Consider the following 25168-nt stretch of genomic DNA (forward strand, 5'->3'; position numbering starts at 1 on the left):
AATTTGCTAAAAGCCTGAAAAATTGCATAAAAACCGCTTTATAGCGCGAATGGTACTACAAAGCGGTTCTCAAAATTAAAACCTCATAACTTAGGGCTCGTCGATGGTAAAGCTGCCCAAACGGCCGGAGCGGAAATCCCGCAGCACCAGCTGGTCCACCTTATCCAAGTCCAGCAACCCGCCGGCCTTTAAACAGCCGCGGGCTTCGGCGATTTTCGCCGTCACGGCGTTAACGTCGTCGCCAGCCTCTAAGCTCACTGCATATTTAGTTTGCAAGGCCTCGGGATACCTGCGGATTAAAAAATCCAGCAGCAGCTCCACGGCCATTTCCCTATCGAAAACGTCCTCCTTAATTGCGCCGGTCGCCGCTAGAGCGAAGCCCACGCCGGGGTCTTCAAATTTCGGCCACAGCACGCCGGGCGTATCCAAAAGCTCCAGGCCCTTGGCGATAGTCACCCACTGCTGCCCGCGGGTCACGCCGGGCTTATCGGCCGCCATAACTTTATTTTTCCCGACTAACCGGTTAATCAGCGTGGACTTGCCCACGTTAGGAATGCCCACAATCATCACGCGCACGGGACGGTTGCGCACGCCCTTTTTCAGCCATTTGTCGATTACCGGTTTAGCCGCCAGCTGAATAGCGCCGATGAGCTGCTTCACGCCCTTGCCCGTAGCGCAGTCCACCTTGCACACCGGCAGGCCGCTGCCCTTCAGCTTTTCCAGCCAGCGCTCGGTCTGCGCTTTGTCCGCCATATCCACCTTGTTCAAAGCGATAACCTTGGGCTTCGCGCCTAAAATATTTTGCAGCATGGGATTGGTGCTGGAACGGGGAATGCGCGCGTCCAGCATTTCCACCACCACGTCCACCAGCTTAATCTGGCTTTCCATCATGCGCTTGGCTTTGGTCATATGGCCGGGAAACCATTGAATTTTAAAATCTTCCAGCATCATTGGCCCATACCTGCGTCAGCCTTGATAACCCGCGCCTGACTCAGGGGCCAGAAGGCCGCCAGCGCTCTGCCCTTCACCAGCTTATGGGGAACAAAGCCCACGTCGGCAAAGCGGCTGTCCTCAGAATTATTGCGGTTGTCGCCCAGCACAAAAATGGTGCCCTCGGGCACTACCGTCTTGCGGAAGTTGGAAATATTGCGACCCTTGGGGTCGTCCTTATAAATATAATTTTCCTTCAAGGCCGTGCCGTTGACCAGCACCTGGCCGTTGCGCATCTCTATCGTATCGCCGCCCACCGCGATAACGCGCTTGATAAAGTCCCGGCTTTCATCCTTAGGGAAGCGGAACACTACAATTTCGCCGCGCTTGGGGTCGGTCACAAAATAGCTCAGCTTATCTACAATCAGCCGCTCATGGTTGACCAGCGTGGGATACATGGACGAGCCTTCAACCATATAGGGCTCCACTAAAAAGGTACGGATACAAAAGGCCAAAGCAACGGCGACAATTATGGACACCAGCCAGTCGCTGGCGCTGTCCTGCCAGGAAGTTTCTTTTTTGCTGCTCAATTATACAGACCCCTCTCTAAAACAATTTACGCTCTTATTTTAACATAAAAATTCCGCGCCGTCATGGGCAAGTTATGGCAGTTATGTAAAAAATACCCGCAAGCCGCAGGGTAATTACGCCATAATAAAAGGGACTGCACTACTAATGTTACAGTCCCTCTCATTATTCATGAACATCTTCGCTGAATTAGCGTTTTTCTCTGATACGAGCTGCTTTACCGGTCAGGTTGCGCAGATAGTACAGTTTAGCGCGGCGAACGATACCGCGGCGGGCAACCTCAATCTTTTCGATACGCGGGCTGTGAACCGGGAAGGTTCTTTCTACGCCTACGCCGTAGGAAATACGACGAACGGTAAAGTTTTCACGCACGCCGGAGCCGCTGCGGGCGATAACAACGCCTTCAAACAGCTGGATACGCTCTCTGCTGCCTTCAACGATTTTGCAATAAACTTTTACGGTGTCGCCTGCTTTAAAGTCAGGGATGTCGGAACGCAGTTGTTCTTGTTCCAATACTTCAATAATGTTCATAATGTCCTCCTAAATCATAGACGTTCATGTGTGAACCCCACAGCGGACCGTCCGTATTACACAACGAAAATTTTACCATAAACCAGAAATTAAATCAAGAAAAAACGCAATATTTTTTACAAAAAAACAGCGCTTAAGCCAGTTCCTGTCAAGGCTTTTCCCACCAGGCCTCCCCGGCCAGGCGGTCTAAAATAATAGCCGCCGCGCCGCGCACGCACAGGTGGTTATAATCGCAGGGGCCGTACACAGGCTCTAAAATAAAATCAAAGCTTTTCATCGTTTCCGCTTCGATGCCGAAGCCCGTGCCGAACAAAAGCAGTACGGGACGGTCGCCCTCGTGCAGCATTTTGCGCATAAAGCTGTAGGTCACGGTGTTGGGATAAACGCGGGCGTCGGTAGTGACAATATAGGGACGCTTGCCCGTGCGCTCCTCGATATCCGCAGCGGCGGCGGCAATATTCTCCAGCCAGCAGACCCGCGCCAAGGCGTCGGCCCTGTCCGGATTATACACCTTGCCGTAGCCCTGCTGCCAGTAGTCGATAATCTTACCGATGATGCGCTTCTGCGGCTCCAGGGGATGAATAATATAATAGCGCTGCACATTATAGGTACGGCAAGTGCGGGAAATATCGTGAATGTCAAAATTAGTTACGGCGCTGGCAATGACCTGCATCCGCTTATTATAAATGGGATAGTGGACCAGGCCCACATATAATTCAGCCATTTTCTCCCTCCTCTGCGCTCGCTGCCGCCGCGTTTCTGGCGGCGCGCAGCTCCTTGGCCGCCGCGATTTTACCGCGCAGCTCCTCCCAGAACCTGCGCTCGGATTTTTTCATTTTCAGCGGCAGCCTGCCGTCGATAAGCTGCTTCTGCTCCGCCGTCAGCAAATCGGGGCGGATAAAATAGGTGGCCTGCAGCGCTTCCTGCAAGCGCCAGCTGTTGATTAAAGCGTGGTTGCCGCTGCGCAGCACCTCCGGCACCGTCAGCCCTTCAAAATCCACCGGCCGCGTGTACTGAGGATATTCCAAAAGCCCCGTACTGAAAGAATCCTCCTCGGCGCTGGCCAGCTTGCCCAAAACTCCCGGAAGAAAACGAGCGACGGCGTCCATAACCACCAGCGCCGGCAGCTCGCCCCCCGTCAGCACATAATCGCCGATGGAAAGCTTTTCGTCCACCCAATGAAAAATGCGCTCGTCGAAGCCCTCGTAATGCCCGCAGACGAAAATCAAATCCTGACCGCAGGCCGCGTATTCTTCGACCACGCTTTGTTTGAGCGTGCGCCCACCGGGGCACATAGCGATTACCCGCGCGTTGGGCAGCTGTTCCTTGGCCTTGCGGATGGCCGCCACCATCGGCTCCGGCTTCAGCACCATGCCCGCGCCGCCGCCGAAGGGCGTGTCGTCCACCGTGCGGTGTACGTCGTGCGTAAAGTCGCGGGGGTTGATACAGCTTATATCGATCAATCCCCTAGCCTGCGCCCGCTGCAGAATGCTGTGGCCCGCCGCCTGCTCTATCTGCTCCGGAAACAAGGTTACAAATAAAAATTTCATGCTTCGTCAACCCATTCCGGCAGCGTTACCACTATGCGTTTTTCCGCCAGATTGATTTCTTTAACGTAAATTTTCAGCGCCGGCAGTAGAATATCCTTCGCGCCGGGCACGGCGATAACGTACACGTCGTTGCTGCCAGTAGTCAAAGCGTCCTTAAAGGTGCCGATCTGTGCGCCCTGTTCGTCGTAAACCGGCAGGCCGATAAGGTCGGCCACATAAAATTGCCCTTCTTCCAGCTCCGGCAAATCGCCGGCGTTAATCAAAACCTCCTGGCCGCGCAGCAGCTCCGCTTCGTTCATCGAATTTATTTCCGCAACCGTAGCCAGCACCATGCGTTTGTGAAAGCGGGCGTGCTTCAGCGTCAGCCTGCGCCCGTCCGCCAGCAATAAATAATCCAGCTCTAAAAATTGTTCCGGCTTTTCAGTCAATGGCAGAATACGAATATCGCCCCGCACACCGTGCGGAGCGACGATTTTGCCAATTACTATTTGGTTATTCATGGATCATTCGCGGAAGGCGATAATCTTGCCGTCTTCCGTAAGAATTTCCGCGCCCATCAAAGCGTCGATATTGGTGCCGACGGTAATTTCCACAGTACGCTCTAAAGTACCGTGACCGATTTCGGCGCCCATTTCCAAAGCTTCGGCTCTTTTCAGCTTAGCTTCGGCTTCCGCTTTAGCGGCGGTGCGTTTTTGTCTTTCGATGTCGATTTGCTCACGCAAAGCCGGCAGCATGCTCAAATCGTTGGCAGCCTGATGTAAAGCCTTTTTGGCCTGGAACTCAAATTGTTCCAAATCAAGCTCCATATTCTTTATAGTGTTTTGGAGATCTCCAATAATTTTCAACTTCAAATCTTCAGTCACTTTCGCTTTGACAGCAACAGGAACCCTTACAGTCATTTTATCCATAGTTATACCATCCTCAATTATATAATCTCGACAATAACCTTTACGTTTTCGCGGGTTGCCACTGCTTTCATCACAGTTCTGATAGCTTTGGCGATGCGGCCCTGTTTTCCGATAACCTTACCCATATCTTCAGAAGCGACATGGAGGCGGAGTACCGTAGTTGTTCCGGTAATTTCCTCCTCCACTGCAACTGCAGAGGGATCACTTACAAGAGACTTGGCCATTATTTCTACCAATTCCTTCATGTAGCTCACGCCCCTCTAAATTATTTTGCTGCTTTAGCTTCAGCAAATTGCTTCATAATGCCGTTTTTGCTGAACAGGTTCTTAACGGTATCGGTCGGCTGCGCGCCTTTGGACATCCAGTCCACAGCTTTTTCTGCGTCGATTTTTACGTTAGCCGGATTAACGGTGGAATCGTAATAACCGATGGATTCGATGAATCTGCCGTCACGAGGAGAACGAGCGTCTGCTACAACGATACGATAAAAAGGAGCTTTTTTAGCGCCCATACGTTTTAAACGAATTTTAACTGCCATGTTGATTTTCACCTCCTTAAACTAATCTTACACAACATGGAACTTTTTTATTAGTGTCCAAAGGGAAGCTTAAAGCCGCCCTTGGAAGCAAACTTAGCCATACCCTGCATCCGCTTCATCATCTTTTTGCTTTCTTCAAAATTTTTCAGAAGCTTATTAACGTCCTGCACGCGCATACCGCAGCCCTGAGCGATGCGTTTGCGGCGGCTGCCGTTAATGATGTCGGGATTACGTCTTTCTTTCAGCGTCATGGAACGAATGATGGCCTCGATGCGGTCAAATTCCTTTTCGTCCACCTTGGCTTCCTTCAGCTTTTGGCTGATGCCGCCCATACCGGGAATCAAGCCCAGAATAGTTTCCAACGAGCCCAGCTTCTTCACCTGCTGCATCTGCTCCAAAAACTGCTCCAGGGTAAATTCATCCTTGCGCAGCTTCTTTTCCATCTCCAGCGCTTTGGCCAAATCGGTAGTGGACTGAATTTTTTCCACCAAAGTCAGGATATCGCCCATGCCCAGAATACGGGAAGCCATACGGTCGGGATGGAAAGGCTCCAAAGCGTCCAGCTTTTCGCCCAAGCCAATCAATTTTACCGGCTTGCCGGTTACCGCCTTCACAGACAGCACAGCACCGCCGCGGGCGTCGCCGTCCAGCTTGGTTACGATTAAGCCGTCGATGCCCAGCTCGCTGTTAAAGCTTTCGGCAACGGTTACGGCGTCCTGACCGGTCATCGCGTCGACAACCAGAAGAATTTCCTGCGGATTAACCGCGCCTTTAATATTGCGCAGCTCGTCCATCAGCTCTTCGTTAATATGTAAACGGCCTGCGGTATCGATAATAATCGTATCGCACGCCAGGCTATGCGCCTTTTCCAAGGATTTCTGCGCAATTTCTACGGGAGAAACCTGGTCGCCCATAGTGAAAACGGGCACGTTGAGCTGTTCGCCCAAAACCTGCAGCTGGGTAATTGCGGCGGGACGGTAAACGTCGCCTGCAACCAGCAAGGGTCTTTTCTTTTTGCGCTTTAAATAATTGGCCAGCTTGCCGGCGGTCGTAGTCTTGCCCGCGCCCTGCAGGCCCACCAGCATGATAATAGTCGGCGGCTTGGGAGCCACGGCCAGCTTGCTTTGCGTACCGCCCAAAAGCTCGATCAATTCCTCGTTGACGATTTTAATAATCTGCTGGTGCGGGTTCAGCCCCTCGCTGACTTCCGAGCCCAAAGCGCGCTCCTTCACGCGGGAAACGAAATCCTTAACCACTTTGAAGTTTACGTCGGCCTCCAGCAAAGCCATGCGCACCTCGCGCAGAGGAGCCTTTAAATCCTCCTCCGTTAGCTTACCGCTGCCACGAAACATCTTTAACGCATTTTGTAATCTTTCGGATAAACTTTCAAACGCCATCTTTTTTACCTACCTTCGCCGCAGATTTCTTGCAGAATCCTGACGGCTTCGTCTTTTTTCTCTCTATCGTCACAGCCCAAAAGGCTCACAACCTCGTGCAGCCTTTGGTGCAGCTTCTCCTCTTGCGCCAGCACGCCCAAAGCCAGCTCGTAGCGCTCCAGAATCTGCTCTACTCTTTTCAGCAGGTCATGCACAGCCTGACGGGAAACGCCCAGCTCCTCGGAAATTTCACTCAAGGATAAATCGTCGTAAAAATATAAGCTCAGGCAGGCGCGCTGCTTGTCCGTAAGCAAGCTGCCGTAAATGTCAAACAGCCTGCCCAAACGCATACGCTGTTCAAAAATTTCTTCCGCTGACATAATCCTACCTCGACACAATTTACTCGACTTTGATAGTATACTCGAAGCCGCCAGCTTTGTCAAGTATTTTTACTTGTCAAAAGCGAAATAAACGGCAAGAATAAAATTCACAAAAAGTTTGCAATTTGCATGGTATGATTTTGGGCAAAATTTGGCTTTTATATATAGAGCTTCTTTTTTTCTCCTCTTTCTTTTAAAAATGTCCTTGACAAAGGGTACAGTTTAATTCTACTAGAATTTACGTTAGTAAACTCTTCCTTCAGTAAAGTAAATATTTATACTAACCTACGGTAGAACTAATATAAGCTGCGCCCTTATACTGTATATACTGTACCCATAGTCGTGGACAGTGTAAGAACGTAACGCTCACGCCGACCAAATCCGCCATATGGTAAAGCATGAATATCATCGAAAAAATATTAACGAACATTCTTTCCACTAACGTTTCGTTACCCCAAGGACTGCTTCCGCCCTTCTTTATAACGAATCTATTTACCAAAATCAAATTTTTTTCAAAATTGGTAAACAGAAGCTGAATTTTTAGAGTACCCTTGCGTTACAAGAAAATCACCTTTGATTCAAATATTTGTTTCCCATCGCGTTTCACGATAGGAAAGAAAAACGCCTTGAAATATTTTATATTTATGCCAGGAGCCATTCTGCAATATCAATTATTCTTACGCCTTCATACTGATATTCATTATGCCGTGTCCGCGCAACCAGCATTTTAGGATAAGCGTCTTTAATATGCAATAAGGGAGCCAGTTCGCGTACAAAAGTTTTTTCATTCTCAATATTATCGGAAACCTGAATATATATTTTTTCATTACGCTTGATGGCAACAAAATCAATTTCTTTTTTGTAAAGAACGCCTGCATAAACTTCATAACCTCTGCGCAGCAGCTCTATCGCGACAATATTTTCCAACATCCGTCCATAATCCATATTCTTTGTTCCCAGCTTTGCATAGCGAAAGGTGTGGTCGCTCAAATAATATTTATCGTTGCTAGCAAGATACTTTTTGCCCTTAATATCGTATCTGCGAATTTTATAAAAAGCGAAAGCATTGCACAAATACTGCATATAAGCGCTGACGGTTACATGATTAACCTTTTCCTTTAAGCCGCTTAACGCGCTAGTAATACTTCGCGCTGAAGAAAGATTGGCTATGTTATCCAGCAAAAAATCAATTATCTTTTCCATAAGCTGCATATTGCGAAGCTTATATTTTTTACGAATATCCCTGACGATAAGCGTATCGAAAACGTCTGCAATATAATCCAGCTTTGCTTCCTGGTCTTTATACAAATATGAACCCGCCATGCCGCCCTCGAGCAGATACCTATCAAAAGCGCCGTACTTGTCGCCGTAATTAAAATACTGCATATATTCGCTGAACGAAAACGGGAACACCTTAATTTCAAATGTTCTCCCGGTAAACAGCGTAGCCAAGTCGGAACTTAACAAAAATGCATTGGAGCCAGTAATATAAATATCATATTTTTCCGCAGAATGCAGACTGTTTATCGCTTTTTCAAAGCCCCTGCACATCTGCACTTCATCGATAAAAACAAAATTCTGCTTTTTTTGAACATATTTTGCTTTTATATAATCATATAAGGCTTTATACTCCAGTAAGCCGTCAAACTCCAGTAAATTAAAATTTATATGAATTATGTTGCAGTCAGGGCAATGGGCTTCTATATATTCTTTAAAAGCTTCCAGTAATTTAGATTTACCGCTGCGGCGAACCCCGGTAATAACTTTTATATCCGGCGTTCCAATTACGTTAATCATTTTTTCCAAATATTGGATACGTTCAATCAGCTTCATCATTCACCACCTCGCAAGTATAGTATACTAATTCTATTTACCAAAATCAATTTTTTTTCAAAACTGGTAAACAGAAGCAGCTATTTTTTTGGAGTAACCTTGCGTTAAGGGAAAAGCATTTTTGATTTAAACATTCGTTTCCTATCGCGTTTCAATATAGGAAGCAAGCTCTGTATTATTTTTTGCTAACATCTTTTTCGAGTATCGTTTCGTTCCAGAAAGTGCGCAGCCGCCGACTACGGCTGCCCCATGCTGGTGAGCTGCTACCCACTTATGAATGAGAAAAATATTAGCGTCTAAAAGATTTTGCCACCGCACCTACTTATGCAGCTATAGAAATACAAAACCGGAAGCGCAGATTATGGTTTTCGCTCCCGGTGATTAAACTATGATATTATCTTACAACTTCTTCACATTATGTCCGCCAAAGATATTAGCATGGCTTTCTCCTACCTTTACTCCATTTTCAAAAAGGTCTTGCCCGCCAAAAATATTAGCATGCGTTTCAGCCACTTTTGTTCCATTTTGGTAAATATCCTGCCCACCGAAGATATTTTGATGTGTTTCTTGCACCAAATTTCCCATGGTATCATGCAAATTTTGCCCGCCAAAGATATTTGCCTGCGTATGTCCTAGCATACCTCCATCGTTATCGATAATATCCTGACCACCTAAAATATTTGCCTGCGTGTGACCCAGCATACTACCGTTATGATCTATAATATCCATCCCTCCGAACACATTACTGTGAGTAGAAAAATCGTCATGAGCAGTAAAGCCTTTATCAATATCGTCCATACCGTCGTCAAAGCCGTAGTCCATATCGTCAAAATCCATTTTCATTGCTCCTTCCTGCAATTACGCACAAAAAATTATTTCTTAAAATACTCGCCTAACGGATGCAATTCCATATTATTCTTTTTAATAACGTCTACAATGCTATTGATTGCAGGACACAAATAATTGACTGCCAATTCATCCTGCATGATAGTATTGATCTCGCCGCAGGCACCTACAAAATCTTCAGTCAAAGATGTCCATTCATCTAATAACGAACCATAGGTATCCCATAATTTATTCCTTAATTCTTGTAATTTCGAATCGGCTTCAAAAAAATTATAGCCTTCTCTTATGCCATTTAATATTCCCAATGGCCCCGACACTATAGCTAAACCTAAAGAAAGTGCGCCTTTTTTTAATACTTCCTCGCCACTAGTCTTTTTATTTAATTCCATAACATTATTAGCCAAGCGAGTACATTCGTCTGCTTTTCTAATAAGCAAGCCTATTTTGCTGTAGAGAAGTCTAGTTTTGTCTAAGATTTTATTCTCTACTATTTTTCTAAACTTATTTTTTTGCTCTACAGTAGGATACATATTATGCAAAGCACCGATATTATGCATTCGTATAGCGTTATCTAAAAATCTAGTATATGTTTCATCTATCCACCCGGAATATCTAGCCGCAATAGCGCCAATATCCGCCTGAATTTTATCAGCTTCCATCAAGCTTATATATTTAAGCACCATATACTCCATGCCGATATTTCCACCGTACTTATCCTCTATCATTTTTATTTTTCGTTCTAAAGTTTTTCTTGTGCCATCATCAGCATTACTAAGTTCATCATTTAATTCATTATATTGATCAAAATCCTTACTCCATTCATAGAAAAACTTTTGGCTCTTATACCTTCTTTGTCCCATAGTATTGTAAAAATACATATCTGTTGCTAAAAATCCAGCTAAATTAGCATATTCAGAAATTGGATTAGTTTCTTTATCTTCTTCATCTACTAGAGAAAGTATGGTATTTTCAACCCCTTCTTCTTCAGCAGTCTTAGCAATCCCCAACCATAACGTGTTGATTCCTAAATAATAGTTTAAAGAATATGTTTTATCAGGATAGTTTTCTCCTACATACTCATCTAATAATATTCCCTTCTCGAAATCAGCTTCATCATAAACATATTTATAGTAAAGTCGTTCGTATTCTTCTTGGCTACCGTCAAAAATTTTTATTTCAGACGGTAACTCGTTAGAAGATTGAGCTTTTGATTTATTTTTTTCATTATTGTTTAAAGGTTGCTTTGCTGTTGACTGCGTTGAATTCTGCAAAACAGACAAATCAAAGCCGCAATTAAAACAAAATTTAAAATCGTCGCTAACATTAGTGCCACATTTCGGACAAAACATGATTATTGCTCCCTTCTCAAAAAGTCAATTTCTATTATTTATTAAAATACTTGCCGTACAATACATACCCCGCATACCCAGCCGCAGTCAATACCAATAACGCTGTCACAACTTTCGGCGTAAATATCTTATCTACCAGCAAACGTTTCTCTTCGTCTACGACGATATACCTCACATCGTCTTCTTTGTTCAGATAACGAAAAGTCAAAGCTTTTCCTTCAGCGCAATACTTACCAAAAATATTTAGCCTTACAGAATAAGCATCCTGCGCTAAAATATCCTGCACGAGTAGCAAAAGTTTTTCGTTAAATTCTTCAAGAAACTCTTTGCTGTTTAGCCTTTTTTTATTAGCAAAAAATTTAATTTCTATATCCGTCAGGCCGTAAACCAAATCAACCTCTAAAAATTCATATCCTTGCCGAATACGCTTCACCGCTTCTTTTATCGGCTTAATCTTGCTATTGTCCAAAGCGGCGGCAGCATTATGCAGCGGCGCGGTGATTAAGATATTGCCGGATAGCGTTAATACATTATCGCCAAAATTATTTTGTAATTTGCGTATAAATCCGTCAAGCTTCATATTTTTCACCATCGCTAATATTTTCCTTTGTTTCCGTAGCCTTTGGCAAATCGCTTCTACAATACTTGCATTTCACAGCGTCAGAACGAATAAGCTCCTTACAAAATGGACACTCCACCATTTTTACTTCTTCTAACTCCGCGCCGCAATAACGGCATTTAATCGCGCTTCGCTTAATCGTTTCACCGCAGGCAGGGCATTGCTTAGTGCCGCCGTCGCTCAAAAGATTAGAATTAGTGTTCGTCGAAGCGTTGAGCTGTTTTTCCGGCTCCACAACATTTTCCAACACCTGTACTCTTTCTTCCACGCGATTGATTTTTTCCTTAAACTCCCTTTCGTTGACTGCAACGCGCTCTTTGACCTGCTGCGCTTCCATTTGCGTTTTTACTACGCTGTCTTCCTGCTTTTTATCCTTCATCATAGCCAAAGCAAGCCCGGCCAGCAGCGGGCTTATAACGAAAGAAAGCAGACCCCATAAAAGCGGGCTGCGCCCTCTTTGCTCCGCCCAATAGCCCACAGCGCCGCAAAACATTAACCAAATAATAACTTCCAATTACGTCAACCTCCTTAAATGCTTTTCTAATACCGACATTGGTTTGAAGAAAGAGTTTCTATAATATACCTCCCCAAGTTCTAATCATAATAATCAAGAACGAGGCCAGATAACATCGCTAATATATTTGCCAAGGTTTTCATCATATGTACCAGCACCCACAATGACGAATGATACATTGCGCCAACCTTGACCCAACTCAAAATTATAATATTGCAACGCCAATATACCATTACCTAACAAAAGATAATCTTTGCTGACCTTTTCAACATCTTTATCAAATTGGAACTGAGACCCACCATTATCTACTAAAAACGCTTCGCCTAATTGTATATCCGTATTCAATCGCTCAACGGTGATATTAATGAAATTAGACAGAGGAACTAGATTGCCGGTCCGTTTATCGTACACCAAAGCATGGTGTTCATCAATTCCCTCAAACCACCTAACCAAGCGTATCGATAAATACTTATCATCTTCATAAGTAACTTTATACCACATTCCCGCTCCCCTTCCAGAAGCATCCTTAGCCGGATCATAGTCGGGAAACTCTTTCAGGTGGTCTAAGAATCTTTTTACCCTAGCATAAATATCATCGTTGATTTTGTCTTGCGCGTTAACATTGCTTAAATTAACAATTGGATATTTAATAGAAAAGCCTTTCCATTGATATTCACCTGTTTTAATATCAGCTTTATTATTAATATTTTTATTCTCTGTAGAGTAAATATGCTTTGCTTTACCATACTCATCTCTTCTGGAAGTATTTGCCGCTCCTTGCTCGCTAGCGCTTTCTCTAATTTTTTCAATATCCTTGCTGCCTCTAGCTCGAATCGCTAAGCAAATTCTACGTTTCGAATTCTTCAATTCTTTGAGTTTTTGAGGTAAGTTAGCTTGTTCTGCTCTTAATTGATTATTTTCCCTATCAATCTCGTAATAGCGATCTATTTTTTCCGTATACGTTTTAGTAATATTTGATTGATACTCTAACGCCGCATTTATTCCCTTCTGCAGATAAATTTGCCGCATTTGGTTTCTATAATAATCGTCGCTAGTCCTAAAGAAATTTTCAATTTGTATCTTTTCATTAAGATTATCATCAATAATTCTATCAATCTCGCCATCCCTGTTTCCGAGCTTTTCTACCTCTTTCGCTTTATCAAAATATAAATTAACCAAGGCTTTATAAGGCGAAGTATCATCTTTTGTAGAGTACTCAAACAATTTCCTTACATATTCAAGCCGTGTTTTTGCATCTTCCTCATCAGGAATCTCGTTAGTTACTTTAATTTCGCGTACCGTATTAGCGGCAATAGCGTTTTTTACTTCAAGTTCATAATCCAAATCTTTAAAAGTTTCTTGCAAGTTATAATATGCATCACATTCACCGTTATATGTTTTCTGCTCGCCTGCATAATCAATGTACGCCGCCAATTTTTTATTTACATAGAGCGAATCTTTCTTAATAGCTTCGAGCATATCGTCTTTGCGTATCTGCTTTATCTCTTCCAACAACGCCATATCTTTTTTGTCATCGTTTGCAAAACCACCCTTAGCATACTTATAATCGCTTATAATTCTATTTAAAACAATATCGCTTTCACAAGTATTTACTTCTACAAGAGCTTTTATAGCCGACATGCGGACATCATCATACAGCCAAGTATCTTTTAACTCCCGCACCACTTTATTAAGACCCTGCAAATCTCCAGCGGCTTTCATTTCCTGAACTTTTTCTACAGTGGGGCGCATCAAAAACATTGTTAAAGCGAATATACAAACTGCCACGCCGCCTAAAGCACCCCAAAATTTATACGCCGTTCCATTAGCGCATTTTATATGCAACTTAGTAGTCAAAAAAGCATTAGTTTTTTGTTCCGCTATGCGCAGATATCGTTTTACAGATTCAATCAATTTGCTTCTCAAAGCTATAAAATTTTCTTTGGTGAATGTACTTTTCAAAGGAAATAGGAAAAGCGACGGCAAAACAAGCTCAGGCATCTTTACTGCGCTAATTTTATTTTTTATGCCGTCTATCAATTCTTTAAATTCTTTAGTGGCTATTTGAAGCTTATTAGAGTTTACTAATTTATGAACTGCGTCCTTTGCTTGTTGAAATAATTCCTTAGCCTCTTTTTGAGCCTCTTCAAAACGTTGCCTAAAATCCATTATACTGGTCAACTCCCTACATCATCGCTCACGATATCAATCCCTATACAAATCCTCAAGCGTCACTCCCAAAGCGACCGCCAGTCTTAAATATATCGTCAACGGCACGCCTTGCACCGAAGCCCCTCGTTCTATCCGCGATATATAGCTGGCGCTCATCTCCGCTTTTTCCGCCAGTTCTACTTGCGTCATGCCACGGATTTTTCTATAATACGCTATTTTACTGCCTATCCGCTTCATATCCATAGCAAACAATTTGCTTCACCCCGAACCGTTTCATAATTTATCCATATTTATTTTACTCTTTTCCAGAACGAGTCGCTGATACCTATAAAGCGATTTTTCATACTAATAGTATTAGTAATGTTACTCAACGAATAGGTCGGCAAAATATTTTCACTGCAAACTAAGTATAGCGTAAACTTATTTTATTGCATTTTTGCAAGCAAAAAGCGACACTCCTCCCTATAAAATTAGGAGTCGAATGCAATTTTAATTGAAAGAGCTGAAAGCGTCACGCTATCATTAGTATTTCGCCTTACATTCCGAGCGTCAACGCATTGCGAAGCCACATTCTCTTTCGTTTTTGCAAGAAAATAATATCACGTTCCGTCACCGCTGTCAATACATTTTTGCAAGGCATCTTGCAAATCAGTAAAATTGGCTATATACTATAAAAGCAGACGGAAAGGAAATCGCTATGGAAGTTAAAGATATTATCAAAGAAAAGCGCTTGGAGCGCGGTTATACCATGAAGGAACTGGCCGATATCGTAGGCGTCAGCGAAGCAACGGTATCTCGCTGGGAAGCCGGCCTGCTCCCGACGTTAAAAAGCACAAAAATCAACGCGCTATCCTGCGCTCTCGGCATCGCTCCCATGTCGTTAATCGCGTCGCTGACTAATTACAGCGCAGCGCCTGCTCTTTCTGCCAAAGAGGAAGAACTCATAAAAAAATACCGGCAGCTAAACGCAGACGGCAAAAACTTGGTTGATGAAACAGTGGAGTTTCAATTATACAAACTAAGGCAAAATAAGAAATAATATATTCGTCCCCATATTTGCAAAAACGGCCTCATCCGCACTTTTAGCAGATGAAGCCGTTTTTATTTTACGCTTCAAAACGTCCTTTAAGAATTATCTCTTTATGCAAAATTGCTAATTGCCCTTTAGCAAAAAGGCTGTCAATATCCAAGCTATCGTCCAAAATCAGCAGGTCGGCGTCCGCGCCTACTGCTACGCAACCCTTGACGCCGGCCTTGCCCAGCAGCTCGGCAGGAGTAGAGGTCAGCAGCTTGATGGCCTGCTCCAGCGGCAGCCCGCGGCGCACCAAGCTCTTAATCGTCAGGTGCAAATACTTAGGCGAACAGTAGGTCAGGCCAATACATTCGCCCTGCTCGTTAAACTTGGGCTGGGAGCCGAAAGCGTCGCTGCTCATAGTCAGATGGTCGGTACTCATGCCCTCCCAGCTGAGAATTTCCATTATTTGCTCAGCGCCGGTTTCCATATTCTCGTCCGTACTGCCTGCTGTCATATCAAAATAACCGCCACGGCGCACTAATTTCGCGCCTTCCTCCATCAGTTCCGGCGTGCGCAGCATATGCGTCGGCAAGAAGTTCTTCGCCGGGATATCGGAATGATCCAGCGCGTAAAACAGCGGATCCAGCTTGCCTTTGCCAGAACCCATATGCATAGTAACTAAGCCCGCTGTGTTGGACAGCATGCCACCGCGTCTGGTAGCGCTGCCTACTTCTATCAGCTCCGGCCCTTGAGGATTAGAGCTGCGGTGGTCGGAAACGGCAATCTTGGTGCCGATAATCGGCGGAATCATCATAATATCCTTTTCCACAGAACCGGTAATCGTCACCGACGGCAAACCGTAAGAGCCTGTCAGGCAGTACGCCGTAATGCCTTCTTCCGTTAGTGCCCGCGCCTTAGCCACCAGATTTTCCATACTGCGGGTAACGCCGTCGGTTCCCAAGAGCCCCAGCACGGTGGTAATGCCGCAGCTGGTAATCTGGCTCAGCATAGCCTCCGGTACGCGGGAAGCCGGCCCCTGCTCGCCGCCGCCGCCGGTAATGTGCATGTGCATATCGATATAACCGGGCAGCAGCTTATTGCCGCTTAAGTCAAAAACTTCAACCTCCGGCAAGCCGTCGTACCCTTCTATTTTATCCTCAATACGCGCTATTTTACCGGCGATAACTAAAACGTCTTTTTTACCCAAAGGCGCAGGCGCGTAAACCTCTGCGTTCTTTATCAGCTTAATCAATGCATTCACTACCTTTCAAAAGTCCCCTTAACCAAAGCTGTCCCTGCCTCAACCAATAAATTTCCTTTAGCGATAACCGTATCAACGCCGTAATCGCCGTCATAAATAATGATATCGGCATCGCTGCCAACACGCACAGCGCCTTTTTGCGGATACAAGCCGTTAGCCTTGGCAGGATTAGTGCACACTACCTGCAATACTACTGGCAAAGGCACGCCTGCCAGCACAGCGTCGCGAACCTCTTCCTGGAAGGAAGCAGGCGAAACGGCCAGCTGCTTCTGCATTCCATCCGGCAAAGTTATACTCATACATCCGTTAGCGTCCGAACTCATGGTAACTCTATCCATGGGCACGCCTTCTTCGTACAATATTTTTATCGCTTCGCTCGGCTTAACGCATACGGGAAAGCCGTCCTGCTCGCGAATACCCGAAGTTATATCGACGTAGCCGCCGAGACGAGCAAATTCTTTAGCCTGCTCAAAAAGTTTTGCAGAACGGTTGATATGCGTGGGAATAAAATGTTTGGCAGGTATTTCCGTTTCACGCGCTATGTCCATCAACACGGAAATACCGCGTTCCCCTACGCCCATATGGAACTGCACAACGCCCGCTTTACCAGAAAGCATACCGCCCAGTCTGGCCTGTGTCAATAGCTTTTCCAGCTCCGCTCTCGTCGGCTGCGAGCTACGGTGGTCGGAAAGCGCAACCTCGCCAATACCCAGGCACTCGTTAATCAGAATAATATCCCGCCGCGCATCGTCGGTAATAGTATGCAAAGGCAATTCATAAGAACCTGTCAGCATATAAGCGGTGATACCCTCATGGGTCAACGCCCGCGCCTTAGCTAAAAGGCTTTCGCTATGGCGCGTCGTCCCGTCAGTTCCTAAAACGCCAATCACAGTAGTAATGCCCACCCGCGTCAGCTCGCTTAAAAATATTTCCGGCGTTCTGCTGTACGGCCCCGATTCACCGCCGCCGCCAATAATATGCACATGCTGGTCAACATAACCGGGAACGACCTTGCGCCCTCCGACATCTAAAACCTTACAAGCCAATTCTGCTGGTGCTTGAATCTGCGGAGCTATTTTTACTATTTTATCATTTACGATTAAAACGTCAACTAGGCCTAACGGCTCAGGAGCATAAACGTCTGCGTTTTTCAGCAGCAAACAACTCATTTCTTCTCATCCTCTAACTTAGCGATACCAATACCGGTGAAGCCGTAGAAAATAGCGATAATAAAGCCTGTGTAGCACAAAATAGCCCACGGAGCGTAATCCAGAGTTTCTACGCCGGTGCAAGCCGTCATATAAGCGCCTGCGGCAGACCACGGTACCAAGGGTACGAACACCGTACCCGAATCTTCCAGAGTACGGGACAGGTTCTTGGCGGCCAACCCTCTGGCTTTATAAGCGTCGCGGAACATTTCGCCCGGAATCAGGATGGACAGATAAGAATTACCAGTACACAACCCCATGGTAATGCAGGAAGCGACGGTGGAAGCAATCAAAGCGCCGGTGGACTTAGCGAAGCCCAAAATCTTTTGCAGCACTACCTCTAGGCAGCCTGCCTTGCTCATGATACCGGCGAAGCAGAAGGCGCAGAATACGAGCAGCGTCGTACCCATGATTTCCACCATGCCGCCGCGGTTCAACAATTTCAGGACAGCGGGAGCAGCCGCAGCAGGGTCGAAGCCGGGACGCACGATCATCGCTACGTTAAAGCCTTTAACAGTCGCAGCCAAAACGCTCTTTAAGGTTACGCTTTGGAAAATCAACGCTTCGATACCCGCTAAAACAGTGGAAGCCATCATAACAGGCAGCGTCGGCTTTTGCATAATAGAACCGGCTAAAACCAAAACTACGGGCAACAACAGTAATAAATTAAAATCGTACATAGAATCTAACTGTGCGAGCAGCGTAGTCACCGCTTCCGAAGACACGTCGGTGCTGCCGCTGTTGCGCAAACCTACGATGGCGTAAACTACTAAAGAAATAATCGTCGCCGGGATAGTAGTCCAGAACATATGCGCAATATGTTCGTACAGCTTGGAGCCTGCGGCTACAGGAGCCAAGTTAGTCGTATCGGACAGCGGCGAAATCTTGTCGCCGAAATAAGAACCGGCAATAACCGCACCGGCAGTGGCGGCCAGATTTACGCCCAGCGTGCTGGCAATACCCATCAGCGCCACGCCCATCGTAGCAACGGAGCCCCAGGACGTGCCGGTTACAACGGATACGACGGCAGTAATCAGAAACGCCGTTACCAGCATGAAGGACGGATTGACGATCTGCACACCGTAATAAATCATCATCGGAATGGTGCCTGCCGCCATCCAGGTGCCTACCAAAGCGCCCACACAAGTCAAAATCAAAATTGCCGGCATGCCTTTGGCGATCTTCTGGCAAATCTCATCCATCATTTCATCCCACGTTACGCCCACGCGGAAAGCGATAATACCCGCTACTGCGGCCACCATCAGCAATAACGGCTCGGTGTTATAGCCTAAATAGCCTTTGCCGATTGTCAAGATAACCATCATCGCAATAATGGGAATGATGGATTCCGTAAAGGTCGGCATCCGTTTAGTTTTCTTCGTTTCATCTTTAGACATGATACCCCTCGATTCTGCTGCGTCAAACCCAGCCTTAAATTTTTAGATAGCGCCAATGACCTCGTCTATCTAAAAATATTTTATCATCAAGCCTGCTTGTATACAATAAATCAGCATAACGGCGCTTATTGAAAAAATTCTTGTATACATAAAGCTATAACACGCTATGCTGCATTTTGTATACAGGGATTATAGTAAAATTTTACTACTTATTTCCACATTTACGTCAATTTTATACTAAAAATAAAGACTTACCAGCGCGAGTAAGCCGGTAAGCCACATAAGAATCGAATAAGCTTTATTTTGTCAACAAGCGATAACGATAATTTTTTATTATAGTACGATAAGCATCTAATCGCGTATTTTCTCCTGCGACTCTTTCAATAGCGTCAGAAAATGTTTGCAAGGTAAAGTAAAATCCAACTCGTAATCGTACAATACAGAAATCGGCATATTACCGGAATAGCAATCGGGAAATTCCACCAGGCTTCCGTTAGCTAATTCTTTTTCCACCTTAACGCGCGGCGTAAGCGCAATGCCCAAATTTTGCTGCACCGCCATTAAAACCGACTCTGAATCGCTAAATGTAAGAAAATGCTTTAAACGCGAAAAGTCTATCTTAGATTGCAAATGCTTATAATAAACCTCGCTTGCCGGATAACCGACAAAAGGATAATTATAGATATCGTTATCGCATCCCCTGCTTTCGTACAGCTCGCGCGCAGCCACCCACACCATGGGCTGGTTCCACAGCTGCACGCGCCTTGTGTACAACGGCTGCACGTCTATGTGTACGAAAGCGAAATCATACAGCTTTTTGCAAAATGCGTCGTCGAGGGTCGATTCCACGGTCATGCAGCGATTAACTTCTATCTCCAGCTCTGGGAACTTCTGCTTCAAGCGCAGCAGCACCGGCAGCAAATAAAAATTTATGCCCTGCGTCGACACGCCTATTTTCAAGCTATAATTCTTCTTTTGGAACTGGCGCATATTATCGCGGCTCTTTTGGTAATCTTCCAATATTTGCTGAGCCATGGGCACGAAGCTCTTACCGGCTTGCGTCAGGTAAACATTTTTGCCGTCGCGCGCAAACAGCGTTACGCCGTATTCCTCCTCCAGCGCCGTGATATGATTGCTGATAGTCGGCTGCGTAAAGTTTAAAAAGCGCGCCGCCTGGGTAAAGCTGCGGCACTGCACCACGGTCAAAAAGGATTGATAGACTTGTATATTCATTATTTTCACCAACCCTTGCCAAAGCCGCAGGCAGGATAGGTGCAGACGGGGCAGTTAAGGCACAGCCCGCCCTCGCCCAGGGACGCCAGCTCGTCGGCGGTAATCGGGTCGCAGGCCAGCACGCGCGGCAGCGCCAGGTCAAAAATTGTTCTTTTGGCGTACATGACGCAGCCGGGCAAGCCCATCACAGGCGTTTGCCGCTCGCCGTAATAGGCCAGCAGGAACATTGCTCCTGGCAAAACAGGCGAACCGTATGATACGATGCGGGCGCCCGTATTTTTGATAGCCAGGGGCGTACGGTCGTCCGGGTCGACGCTCATGCCGCCGGTACAACACACCAGCTCCGCTCCCTTTTCCTCAATAGCGCGCTTGACGGCCGTCGTAACGGCGTCGGGATCGTCGCCCAGCACCTCGCGGTAAATCACCTCTACGCCGTATTCCGCCAGCTTATCGACAATAACCGGCGTAAAGGTATCCTTAATGCGTCCGGTAAAAACCTCGCTACCAGTCGCGATAACGGCAGCTGTTTTTAATTTGTAGGGCAGCAGCTGCAAAAGCGGCTTTGCGCCGCACAAACTTTGCGCCTGCGCCATTTTCTCTTTTTCAATAATCAGCGGAATGATGCGCATACCTGCCAGCTTGTCGCCCTTTTTCACAGGCGTATTGCCGTGCCGCGTCGCGATCATCATCTGACCAAAGCCGTTGACCAGCCTGAGCCGCGCGCCGTCCAGCTTGAATAAGCCGTCGTGCGCTGCGGACAGCTCTATCTTACCTTCTTTAATGTCAGATTCGGTCATGCCGTCGTTTTTGCACATAGCGCACAAAATGCGCGCCGCATCGTTCTCGTGCAGCATGTTTTCGTCGGCCTCCCAAACGTAAAGATGCTCCTTGCCGATGGAAAGCAGCACGGGAATATCCTCCTCCCGCACCACATGCCCCTTGTGGAACACGGCGTCCTTAGTTACGCCCCTGATGATTTGGGTTAAATCATGGCAAAGAACGCTGCCCACCGCGTCCTCTGTTTTTATCAGCTTCATACAAGCAGCCTCCTATTTCTTTACGCGGGCAAAGCCGTACTTTTCAAAAACCTGCATCGCCTCGTCAGTCTGCAAAAAGGCAGCCAGCTCCTTAGCGGCTTCAGGCTGCGGCGCTTTCTTCAATATGCCGATAGGATAAATCACCGGCTTTTTCAAAGTTCCCTGCGGAGTTTCGGCAACAACCGTTACTTTATCCTTAATCAAGGCGGCGTCGGTAGCGTAAACCAAACCGGCGTCGGCGCTGCCCTCGCCAACCCAGTTAAGCACCTGCGTTACATTGGTGCCCAGGCTGGCCTTACCCTCGACCTGCTGCCACAGACCCAGGCTGCTCAGCGCTTCGTGCGCATATTGACCTGCGGGCACGCTGGCCGGGTCGCCGATGGCGGGATGCTTGGCTTTGGCTATATCCTTAAATTCCTTGATGAAGCCGTCGTTCTTCACGGGCACGATCAGCACCAGCTTATTTTCCAGCAGCGGCTTCACGCTGGCGCTTTCCATATAGCCCTTCTTATCGAGAGCCTGCATCTGCTTGTTGGCGGCGGAAATAAACAGGTCGGCGGCCAGGCCGTTTTCAATCTGAGCTTGCAGCTTGCCGCTGGCGTCGTACACGCCCTGAATTTTAATTTCCGGATGCTTTTTCGTGAACATAGGAAGCAGCTGCTGCTCAAAAACCTTTTCTAAGCTGGCGGCCACAGCCACATGCACCGTTGTTTGCTCTTGAGCAGCTTCCTTCTCAGGCGCGTCGCCGCAGCCTGCGGCAAGCAGCAAGACTAAAGCGCAGAATAAGCAAATTATTTTTTTCATACTCATCTCTCCTGTCTTTTTTTGCAATAATAGAGATAGCAGTTTAAGCCGATAACTACGAGCAAACAAATAACTACGATAACCGCTACGTACACGCTCGCCGCGTCCCAATCGCCCGCCGCCACCGCCGAATAAACCGCCAGGGGCAGCGTCCGCGTTTTGCCCGCAATATTGCCCGCCAGCATGGCCGTCGCGCCAAATTCGCCTAAGCCGCGGGCGAAGGCCAGAAGCCCGCCGGAGATGATGCCCGGCAAAGCGTTGGGCAGATGAATGCGCCAAAAGATGCGCCATTCAGGAATGCCCAGCGAACGTGCCGCCTCCAGCATCCCCTTATCCACCTGGGCCAACGCGCCGCGCGCCGAACGGTACATCAGCGGAAAGGAGATGACCGCCGCCGCCAGCACCGTCGCCGGCCAGGTAAAGGCTATCTGCACGCCGAAGGTATCAATAAAAAAGTGCCCCACAAGGCGATTATTGCCAAAGAAAAACAATAAAAAAAAGCCTGCTACCGTAGGCGGCAGCACCATGGGCAGGGTAAAAACCCCGTCCACCAGTATCTTCAAGGCTTCGCTGCGCAGCCCTTCTACCCACCAGGCAGCGACCACGCCTAAGAAAAACACAATGCCAATAGTAGCGCAGGCCGTGTGCAGGCTGATCCACAGGGGAGAAAAGTCTATAGCTCCGCTCATGCCCTGCCGCACTCCCTCGCCGTTCCCCGTAAAATGCGCAACCCGTGTTCCAGCTCCGGCAAAATTATAGCCAATGCTTCCTCCACAGCCTTTTTGCTGCCCGGCAGGTTCACAATCAGCGTAGAATTACGCAATACGGAAACGCCGCGGCTGAGCATGGCCCGGCGCGTAATTTTTAGCGATTCCACGCGAATGGCCTCGGCAATGCCCGGAGCCAGACGCGTGGCCACAGCCAGCGTCGCCTCCGGCGTTACGTCGCGCAGGGAAAAGCCCGTACCGCCGGTAGTAATAATTAAATCAACCTGACGGCTGTCGGCCAAACGCTTCAATTCCTGCTCTATTTGCCGCTGCGCGTCCGGCAGCAGCACCTGCTCCACTATTTCGTAACCGGCAGCCGCTAAAAGCTCCGCCGCTCTGGGACCGCTGGTATCCTGCCGCTGTCCGGCCGCCCCTTTATCCGAAAGAGTCATTACCGCCGCCCGCAAGAGAGCGTCCGCAGCAGGCAGCTGCGCCGTCATTACCATACCCGGCCGCAGCTCGCCGCCATGCTCCACGGTGGCGAACACGCCCTCGCGCGGCATAATGCAGTCGCCCACGCGCCGGAAGATCTGACAATGGCGATGGCATTCCTTGCCGATTTGCGTAAGCTTCAGCACCACCTCGCCTGCCATGAGCAATGTATCCACGGGCAAGGCGCTGAAATCGATGCCGCAGGCCAAAATATTTTCGCCGAAATCGCCCGGCTGTGCTGCGCCTCCCGCGGCGTTAAAGGCCTGCACCTGTTCGTCGGACAGCAGGCTGACCTGACGGTGCCAGTTCCCGGCGTGAGCGTCGCCCTCCAGCCCATGCCCGGCCAGACAGCGCACGGAGGACACCGTATGCTTGGCCGTGCCTCTAGCTTCGCTGATGCACAGCGCCTTAATCACGCCCGTTATTGCTCCTGTTGCTTCCACGTAAACTCACCGCTCCTTCCGCCGCTTTTGCGCAGCAAATGTATATCCGTCAGCACCATGGACTTATCGATGGCCTTGCACATATCGTAAATCGTCAGCAGCGCGGCCGACACTCCCGTCAGCGCTTCCATTTCCACGCCCGTCCTGCCGCTGGTTTTAACCAGGCAGGTAGCTTCCACGGCGTACCGCCCCGCTTCCTCCAGCAACGCAAAATCCACCGTTACCTTATTCAAAGGCAGCGGATGGCACAAGGGTATAATGTCGCTGGTCTTTTTAGCGACCATAATAGCGGCGATACGCGCCACGCCCAGCACGTCGCCCTTAGCCACCGTATGGGCGGCCAGCCTGTTGTAAATTTCCAGACTGACGATAATTTTTCCGCTGGCTGCGGCCTCGCGTTCCGTTACCGTCTTAGCGGACACGTCCACCATTACGGCGTTGCCCTCGCCGTCAAAATGCGTCAGCTCACCCATAGCTCAGCCTCCTATTTCATTCATGGCGAAACCTGCCGGACGGGCGTCAAAGCCGTGTCCCGCAGGCTTATGATATATGGCCTGCCGCAGCGCCTGCTGCAAGGCCGCGTCGTCAGCCCCGTCACTTAGCAGCTTCTTCATATCCAAAGCCGCAGGCTGGTACAGGCAGCCCTTCAACAGCCCGCCGCTGGTCAGCCGCACCCGGTTGCAGGCGGCGCAGAATTTATTGTGCAGCGGCTCGATAAAGCCGATGGGCACGCCGCAGCCCGCAGCGCGATAATAAACCGCCGGGCCGTTGCCGTAGGACGCTCCGTCCCGCCGCCAGGCAACGCCTGCCTGCGCCAGCAAAGCGCGTACCTGCGCTCCGGCAAACCCTTGCAGGCCCTGGTTGCAGGCCAGCGGCATCAGCTCGATAAAACGCAGCGGCGTACCGCAGCTGTCGGCAAAGCGCAGCAGGTCCCAAAGCTCCCGCGGCGTCCGCTCAGCCAAAGGCACGCAGTTCAGCTTGCAGGAGAGGTCCGCCCGCACCGCCGCCTTGACGCCCTGCAAAGCCAACGCCAGCTCTCCACCCGTCAGCTCTTTATAAAGCGCCGCATCCACCGTATCGAGGCTGAAATTTACGCCGTCCAGTCCCGCCGCCAGCAGCTGCGGCAAATTAGCGGCAAAATAGCTTCCGTTAGTCGTCAGCGTTACCTGCCGCACTCCCGGCAGCTTTTTCAACGCGCCGATAAAAGCGGCGGCCCCCGCACGCGCCAGGGGCTCGCCGCCGGTTATCTTAAATCTGTCCACGCCTAAAGCGGCGGCACAGCGGCAAATACGCAGCAGCTCCTCATAGGACAAGGCTTCGCTGCCCGCCGTTCCGCTGCCCTCAGGCGGCCGACAATAGCGGCAGCGCAAATTGCAGCGGTCGGTTATAGAAACGCGCAGATAGTTTATTCTGCGCTGAAATTGATCGTACATCAAA

At 47.9% G+C, this 25168-nt stretch carries 29 protein-coding genes; 1 reads left to right on the plus strand and 28 read right to left on the minus strand.

Annotation, left to right across the window (positions count from 1 at the left end):
- Positions 1-90 precede the first annotated feature (90 nt).
- The 18 genes from ylqF to Q4E64_RS06850 all read right to left on the minus strand — a co-directional run bounded on the left by ylqF (position 91) and on the right by Q4E64_RS06850 (position 14377).
- Positions 91-951 carry a ribosome biogenesis GTPase YlqF gene (gene ylqF, locus Q4E64_RS06765; protein ID WP_303167004.1) on the minus strand — a complete coding sequence of 287 codons (861 nt, stop codon included), beginning with the start codon at positions 949-951 and terminating at the stop codon, positions 91-93.
- The gene (gene lepB / locus Q4E64_RS06770; RefSeq protein ID WP_303167005.1) at positions 948-1520 is read right to left on the minus strand and encodes a signal peptidase I; all 573 of its coding nucleotides are present in this window, start codon (positions 1518-1520) and stop codon (positions 948-950) included. Before lepB ends, ylqF begins: the two co-directional genes overlap by 4 nt.
- Before the next feature lie 187 nt (positions 1521-1707).
- Positions 1708-2049 carry a 50S ribosomal protein L19 gene (rplS, locus tag Q4E64_RS06775; protein WP_293729145.1) on the minus strand — a complete coding sequence of 114 codons (342 nt, stop codon included), beginning with the start codon at positions 2047-2049 and terminating at the stop codon, positions 1708-1710.
- A gap of 148 nt (positions 2050-2197) precedes the next feature.
- Positions 2198-2773 (minus strand): RNA methyltransferase, encoded by a 576-nt coding sequence (locus Q4E64_RS06780; RefSeq protein ID WP_303167007.1) that lies wholly within the window; start codon positions 2771-2773, stop codon positions 2198-2200.
- Positions 2766-3599 (minus strand): tRNA (guanosine(37)-N1)-methyltransferase TrmD, encoded by an 834-nt coding sequence (gene trmD, locus Q4E64_RS06785; protein ID WP_303167009.1) that lies wholly within the window; start codon positions 3597-3599, stop codon positions 2766-2768. Before trmD ends, Q4E64_RS06780 begins: the two co-directional genes overlap by 8 nt.
- A complete protein-coding gene (gene rimM / locus Q4E64_RS06790; protein ID WP_303167011.1) occupies positions 3596-4099 on the minus strand; it encodes a ribosome maturation factor RimM in 504 nt (167 codons plus the stop codon). The genes trmD and rimM overlap by 4 nt, the downstream gene beginning before the upstream one ends.
- 3 nt (positions 4100-4102) lie before the next feature.
- The gene (locus Q4E64_RS06795) at positions 4103-4507 is read right to left on the minus strand and encodes a YlqD family protein (protein ID WP_293728358.1); all 405 of its coding nucleotides are present in this window, start codon (positions 4505-4507) and stop codon (positions 4103-4105) included.
- A 17-nt stretch (positions 4508-4524) separates the two neighbouring features.
- Positions 4525-4752, minus strand: a complete 228-nt coding sequence (locus tag Q4E64_RS06800) for a KH domain-containing protein (RefSeq protein ID WP_303167012.1) — start codon at positions 4750-4752, stop codon at positions 4525-4527.
- Between the two features lie 20 nt (positions 4753-4772).
- Entirely contained in the window at positions 4773-5045 is a 273-nt protein-coding gene (rpsP, locus tag Q4E64_RS06805) for a 30S ribosomal protein S16 (protein WP_293728360.1), read from the minus strand.
- A 50-nt stretch (positions 5046-5095) separates the two neighbouring features.
- Positions 5096-6442, minus strand: a complete 1347-nt coding sequence (ffh, locus tag Q4E64_RS06810) for a signal recognition particle protein (protein WP_303167013.1) — start codon at positions 6440-6442, stop codon at positions 5096-5098.
- A gap of 5 nt (positions 6443-6447) precedes the next feature.
- A complete protein-coding gene (gene ylxM, locus Q4E64_RS06815) occupies positions 6448-6801 on the minus strand; it encodes a YlxM family DNA-binding protein (RefSeq protein ID WP_303167015.1) in 354 nt (117 codons plus the stop codon).
- A 642-nt stretch (positions 6802-7443) separates the two neighbouring features.
- Positions 7444-8634 carry an ATP-binding protein gene (locus Q4E64_RS06820; RefSeq protein WP_368501539.1) on the minus strand — a complete coding sequence of 397 codons (1191 nt, stop codon included), beginning with the start codon at positions 8632-8634 and terminating at the stop codon, positions 7444-7446.
- 399 nt (positions 8635-9033) lie between these two features.
- Positions 9034-9471, minus strand: coding sequence for a hypothetical protein (locus Q4E64_RS06825; RefSeq protein ID WP_303167018.1), 438 nt, complete (start codon positions 9469-9471; stop codon positions 9034-9036).
- Between the two features lie 35 nt (positions 9472-9506).
- Positions 9507-10829, minus strand: coding sequence for a zinc ribbon domain-containing protein (locus Q4E64_RS06830; RefSeq protein ID WP_303167019.1), 1323 nt, complete (start codon positions 10827-10829; stop codon positions 9507-9509).
- Positions 10830-10863: 34 nt separating this feature from the next.
- Entirely contained in the window at positions 10864-11409 is a 546-nt protein-coding gene (locus Q4E64_RS06835; RefSeq protein WP_303167020.1) for a hypothetical protein, read from the minus strand.
- Positions 11399-11962, minus strand: a complete 564-nt coding sequence (locus Q4E64_RS06840; protein ID WP_303167021.1) for a zinc ribbon domain-containing protein — start codon at positions 11960-11962, stop codon at positions 11399-11401. Before Q4E64_RS06840 ends, Q4E64_RS06835 begins: the two co-directional genes overlap by 11 nt.
- Before the next feature lie 93 nt (positions 11963-12055).
- Positions 12056-14131: a hypothetical protein gene (locus Q4E64_RS06845; RefSeq protein WP_303167022.1), complete on the minus strand. Its 2076-nt coding sequence runs from the start codon at positions 14129-14131 to the stop codon at positions 12056-12058.
- 36 nt (positions 14132-14167) lie between these two features.
- Positions 14168-14377, minus strand: coding sequence for a helix-turn-helix domain-containing protein (locus Q4E64_RS06850; RefSeq protein WP_368501534.1), 210 nt, complete (start codon positions 14375-14377; stop codon positions 14168-14170).
- Positions 14378-14831: 454 nt separating this feature from the next.
- Here Q4E64_RS06850 and Q4E64_RS06855 point away from each other — a divergent pair, with 454 nt between their 5' ends.
- Positions 14832-15173, plus strand: coding sequence for a helix-turn-helix domain-containing protein (locus Q4E64_RS06855; protein WP_303167024.1), 342 nt, complete (start codon positions 14832-14834; stop codon positions 15171-15173).
- Between the two features lie 67 nt (positions 15174-15240).
- On the opposite strand, the gene iadA (Q4E64_RS06860) is transcribed toward Q4E64_RS06855, so the two are convergent.
- From iadA (Q4E64_RS06860) to moaA, 10 genes are all read right to left on the minus strand, one after another.
- A complete protein-coding gene (iadA, locus tag Q4E64_RS06860; protein WP_303167025.1) occupies positions 15241-16410 on the minus strand; it encodes a beta-aspartyl-peptidase in 1170 nt (389 codons plus the stop codon).
- Complete coding sequence (gene iadA / locus Q4E64_RS06865; RefSeq protein WP_303167027.1) at positions 16410-17579, minus strand: beta-aspartyl-peptidase; 1170 nt, start codon at positions 17577-17579, stop codon at positions 16410-16412. Before iadA (Q4E64_RS06865) ends, iadA (Q4E64_RS06860) begins: the two co-directional genes overlap by 1 nt.
- On the minus strand, positions 17576-19015 hold the full coding sequence (gene nhaC, locus Q4E64_RS06870; protein WP_303167028.1) for a Na+/H+ antiporter NhaC: 1440 nt from the start codon (positions 19013-19015) through the stop codon (positions 17576-17578). Before nhaC ends, iadA (Q4E64_RS06865) begins: the two co-directional genes overlap by 4 nt.
- A 351-nt stretch (positions 19016-19366) precedes the next feature.
- Entirely contained in the window at positions 19367-20248 is an 882-nt protein-coding gene (locus Q4E64_RS06875; RefSeq protein WP_303167029.1) for a LysR family transcriptional regulator, read from the minus strand.
- Between the two features lie 5 nt (positions 20249-20253).
- The gene (locus Q4E64_RS06880; protein ID WP_303167030.1) at positions 20254-21285 is read right to left on the minus strand and encodes a molybdopterin-binding protein; all 1032 of its coding nucleotides are present in this window, start codon (positions 21283-21285) and stop codon (positions 20254-20256) included.
- 12 nt (positions 21286-21297) lie between these two features.
- Complete coding sequence (modA, locus tag Q4E64_RS06885; RefSeq protein WP_303167031.1) at positions 21298-22089, minus strand: molybdate ABC transporter substrate-binding protein; 792 nt, start codon at positions 22087-22089, stop codon at positions 21298-21300.
- 2 nt (positions 22090-22091) lie between these two features.
- A complete protein-coding gene (gene modB / locus Q4E64_RS06890; protein WP_368501540.1) occupies positions 22092-22766 on the minus strand; it encodes a molybdate ABC transporter permease subunit in 675 nt (224 codons plus the stop codon).
- Positions 22767-22774: 8 nt separating this feature from the next.
- Positions 22775-23731, minus strand: a complete 957-nt coding sequence (locus Q4E64_RS06895; protein WP_303167033.1) for an MOSC domain-containing protein — start codon at positions 23729-23731, stop codon at positions 22775-22777.
- Positions 23710-24204, minus strand: a complete 495-nt coding sequence (moaC, locus tag Q4E64_RS06900; protein ID WP_303167034.1) for a cyclic pyranopterin monophosphate synthase MoaC — start codon at positions 24202-24204, stop codon at positions 23710-23712. The genes Q4E64_RS06895 and moaC overlap by 22 nt, the downstream gene beginning before the upstream one ends.
- A gap of 3 nt (positions 24205-24207) precedes the next feature.
- Entirely contained in the window at positions 24208-25164 is a 957-nt protein-coding gene (gene moaA, locus Q4E64_RS06905; RefSeq protein WP_303167106.1) for a GTP 3',8-cyclase MoaA, read from the minus strand.
- Positions 25165-25168 lie beyond the last annotated feature (4 nt).

The sequence above is a fragment of the Phascolarctobacterium sp. genome (assembly GCF_030531065.1).
Lineage (GTDB): Bacteria > Bacillota > Negativicutes > Acidaminococcales > Acidaminococcaceae > Phascolarctobacterium_A.

What these genes read in the sequence shown, in the direction of transcription:
- ylqF (WP_303167004.1), bottom strand. Translation starts at nt 951, where the DNA reads ATGATGCTGGAAGATTTTAAAATTCAATGGTTTCCCGGCCATATGACC.
- rplS (WP_293729145.1), bottom strand. Translation starts at nt 2,049, where the DNA reads ATGAACATTATTGAAGTATTGGAACAAGAACAACTGCGTTCCGACATC.
- Q4E64_RS06780 (WP_303167007.1), bottom strand. Translation starts at nt 2,773, where the DNA reads ATGGCTGAATTATATGTGGGCCTGGTCCACTATCCCATTTATAATAAG.
- trmD (WP_303167009.1), bottom strand. Translation starts at nt 3,599, where the DNA reads ATGAAATTTTTATTTGTAACCTTGTTTCCGGAGCAGATAGAGCAGGCG.
- rimM (WP_303167011.1), bottom strand. Translation starts at nt 4,099, where the DNA reads ATGAATAACCAAATAGTAATTGGCAAAATCGTCGCTCCGCACGGTGTG.
- Q4E64_RS06795 (WP_293728358.1), bottom strand. Translation starts at nt 4,507, where the DNA reads ATGGATAAAATGACTGTAAGGGTTCCTGTTGCTGTCAAAGCGAAAGTG.
- Q4E64_RS06800 (WP_303167012.1), bottom strand. Translation starts at nt 4,752, where the DNA reads ATGAAGGAATTGGTAGAAATAATGGCCAAGTCTCTTGTAAGTGATCCC.
- rpsP (WP_293728360.1), bottom strand. Translation starts at nt 5,045, where the DNA reads ATGGCAGTTAAAATTCGTTTAAAACGTATGGGCGCTAAAAAAGCTCCT.
- ffh (WP_303167013.1), bottom strand. Translation starts at nt 6,442, where the DNA reads ATGGCGTTTGAAAGTTTATCCGAAAGATTACAAAATGCGTTAAAGATG.
- ylxM (WP_303167015.1), bottom strand. Translation starts at nt 6,801, where the DNA reads ATGTCAGCGGAAGAAATTTTTGAACAGCGTATGCGTTTGGGCAGGCTG.
- Q4E64_RS06820 (WP_368501539.1), bottom strand. Translation starts at nt 8,634, where the DNA reads ATGAAGCTGATTGAACGTATCCAATATTTGGAAAAAATGATTAACGTA.
- Q4E64_RS06825 (WP_303167018.1), bottom strand. Translation starts at nt 9,471, where the DNA reads ATGGATTTTGACGATATGGACTACGGCTTTGACGACGGTATGGACGAT.
- Q4E64_RS06830 (WP_303167019.1), bottom strand. Translation starts at nt 10,829, where the DNA reads ATGTTTTGTCCGAAATGTGGCACTAATGTTAGCGACGATTTTAAATTT.
- Q4E64_RS06835 (WP_303167020.1), bottom strand. Translation starts at nt 11,409, where the DNA reads ATGAAGCTTGACGGATTTATACGCAAATTACAAAATAATTTTGGCGAT.
- Q4E64_RS06845 (WP_303167022.1), bottom strand. Translation starts at nt 14,131, where the DNA reads ATGGATTTTAGGCAACGTTTTGAAGAGGCTCAAAAAGAGGCTAAGGAA.
- Q4E64_RS06850 (WP_368501534.1), bottom strand. Translation starts at nt 14,377, where the DNA reads ATGGATATGAAGCGGATAGGCAGTAAAATAGCGTATTATAGAAAAATC.
- Q4E64_RS06855 (WP_303167024.1), top strand. Translation starts at nt 14,832, where the DNA reads ATGGAAGTTAAAGATATTATCAAAGAAAAGCGCTTGGAGCGCGGTTAT.
- iadA (WP_303167027.1), bottom strand. Translation starts at nt 17,579, where the DNA reads ATGAGTTGTTTGCTGCTGAAAAACGCAGACGTTTATGCTCCTGAGCCG.
- nhaC (WP_303167028.1), bottom strand. Translation starts at nt 19,015, where the DNA reads ATGTCTAAAGATGAAACGAAGAAAACTAAACGGATGCCGACCTTTACG.
- Q4E64_RS06875 (WP_303167029.1), bottom strand. Translation starts at nt 20,248, where the DNA reads ATGAATATACAAGTCTATCAATCCTTTTTGACCGTGGTGCAGTGCCGC.
- Q4E64_RS06880 (WP_303167030.1), bottom strand. Translation starts at nt 21,285, where the DNA reads ATGAAGCTGATAAAAACAGAGGACGCGGTGGGCAGCGTTCTTTGCCAT.
- modA (WP_303167031.1), bottom strand. Translation starts at nt 22,089, where the DNA reads ATGAAAAAAATAATTTGCTTATTCTGCGCTTTAGTCTTGCTGCTTGCC.
- moaC (WP_303167034.1), bottom strand. Translation starts at nt 24,204, where the DNA reads ATGGGTGAGCTGACGCATTTTGACGGCGAGGGCAACGCCGTAATGGTG.
- moaA (WP_303167106.1), bottom strand. Translation starts at nt 25,164, where the DNA reads ATGTACGATCAATTTCAGCGCAGAATAAACTATCTGCGCGTTTCTATA.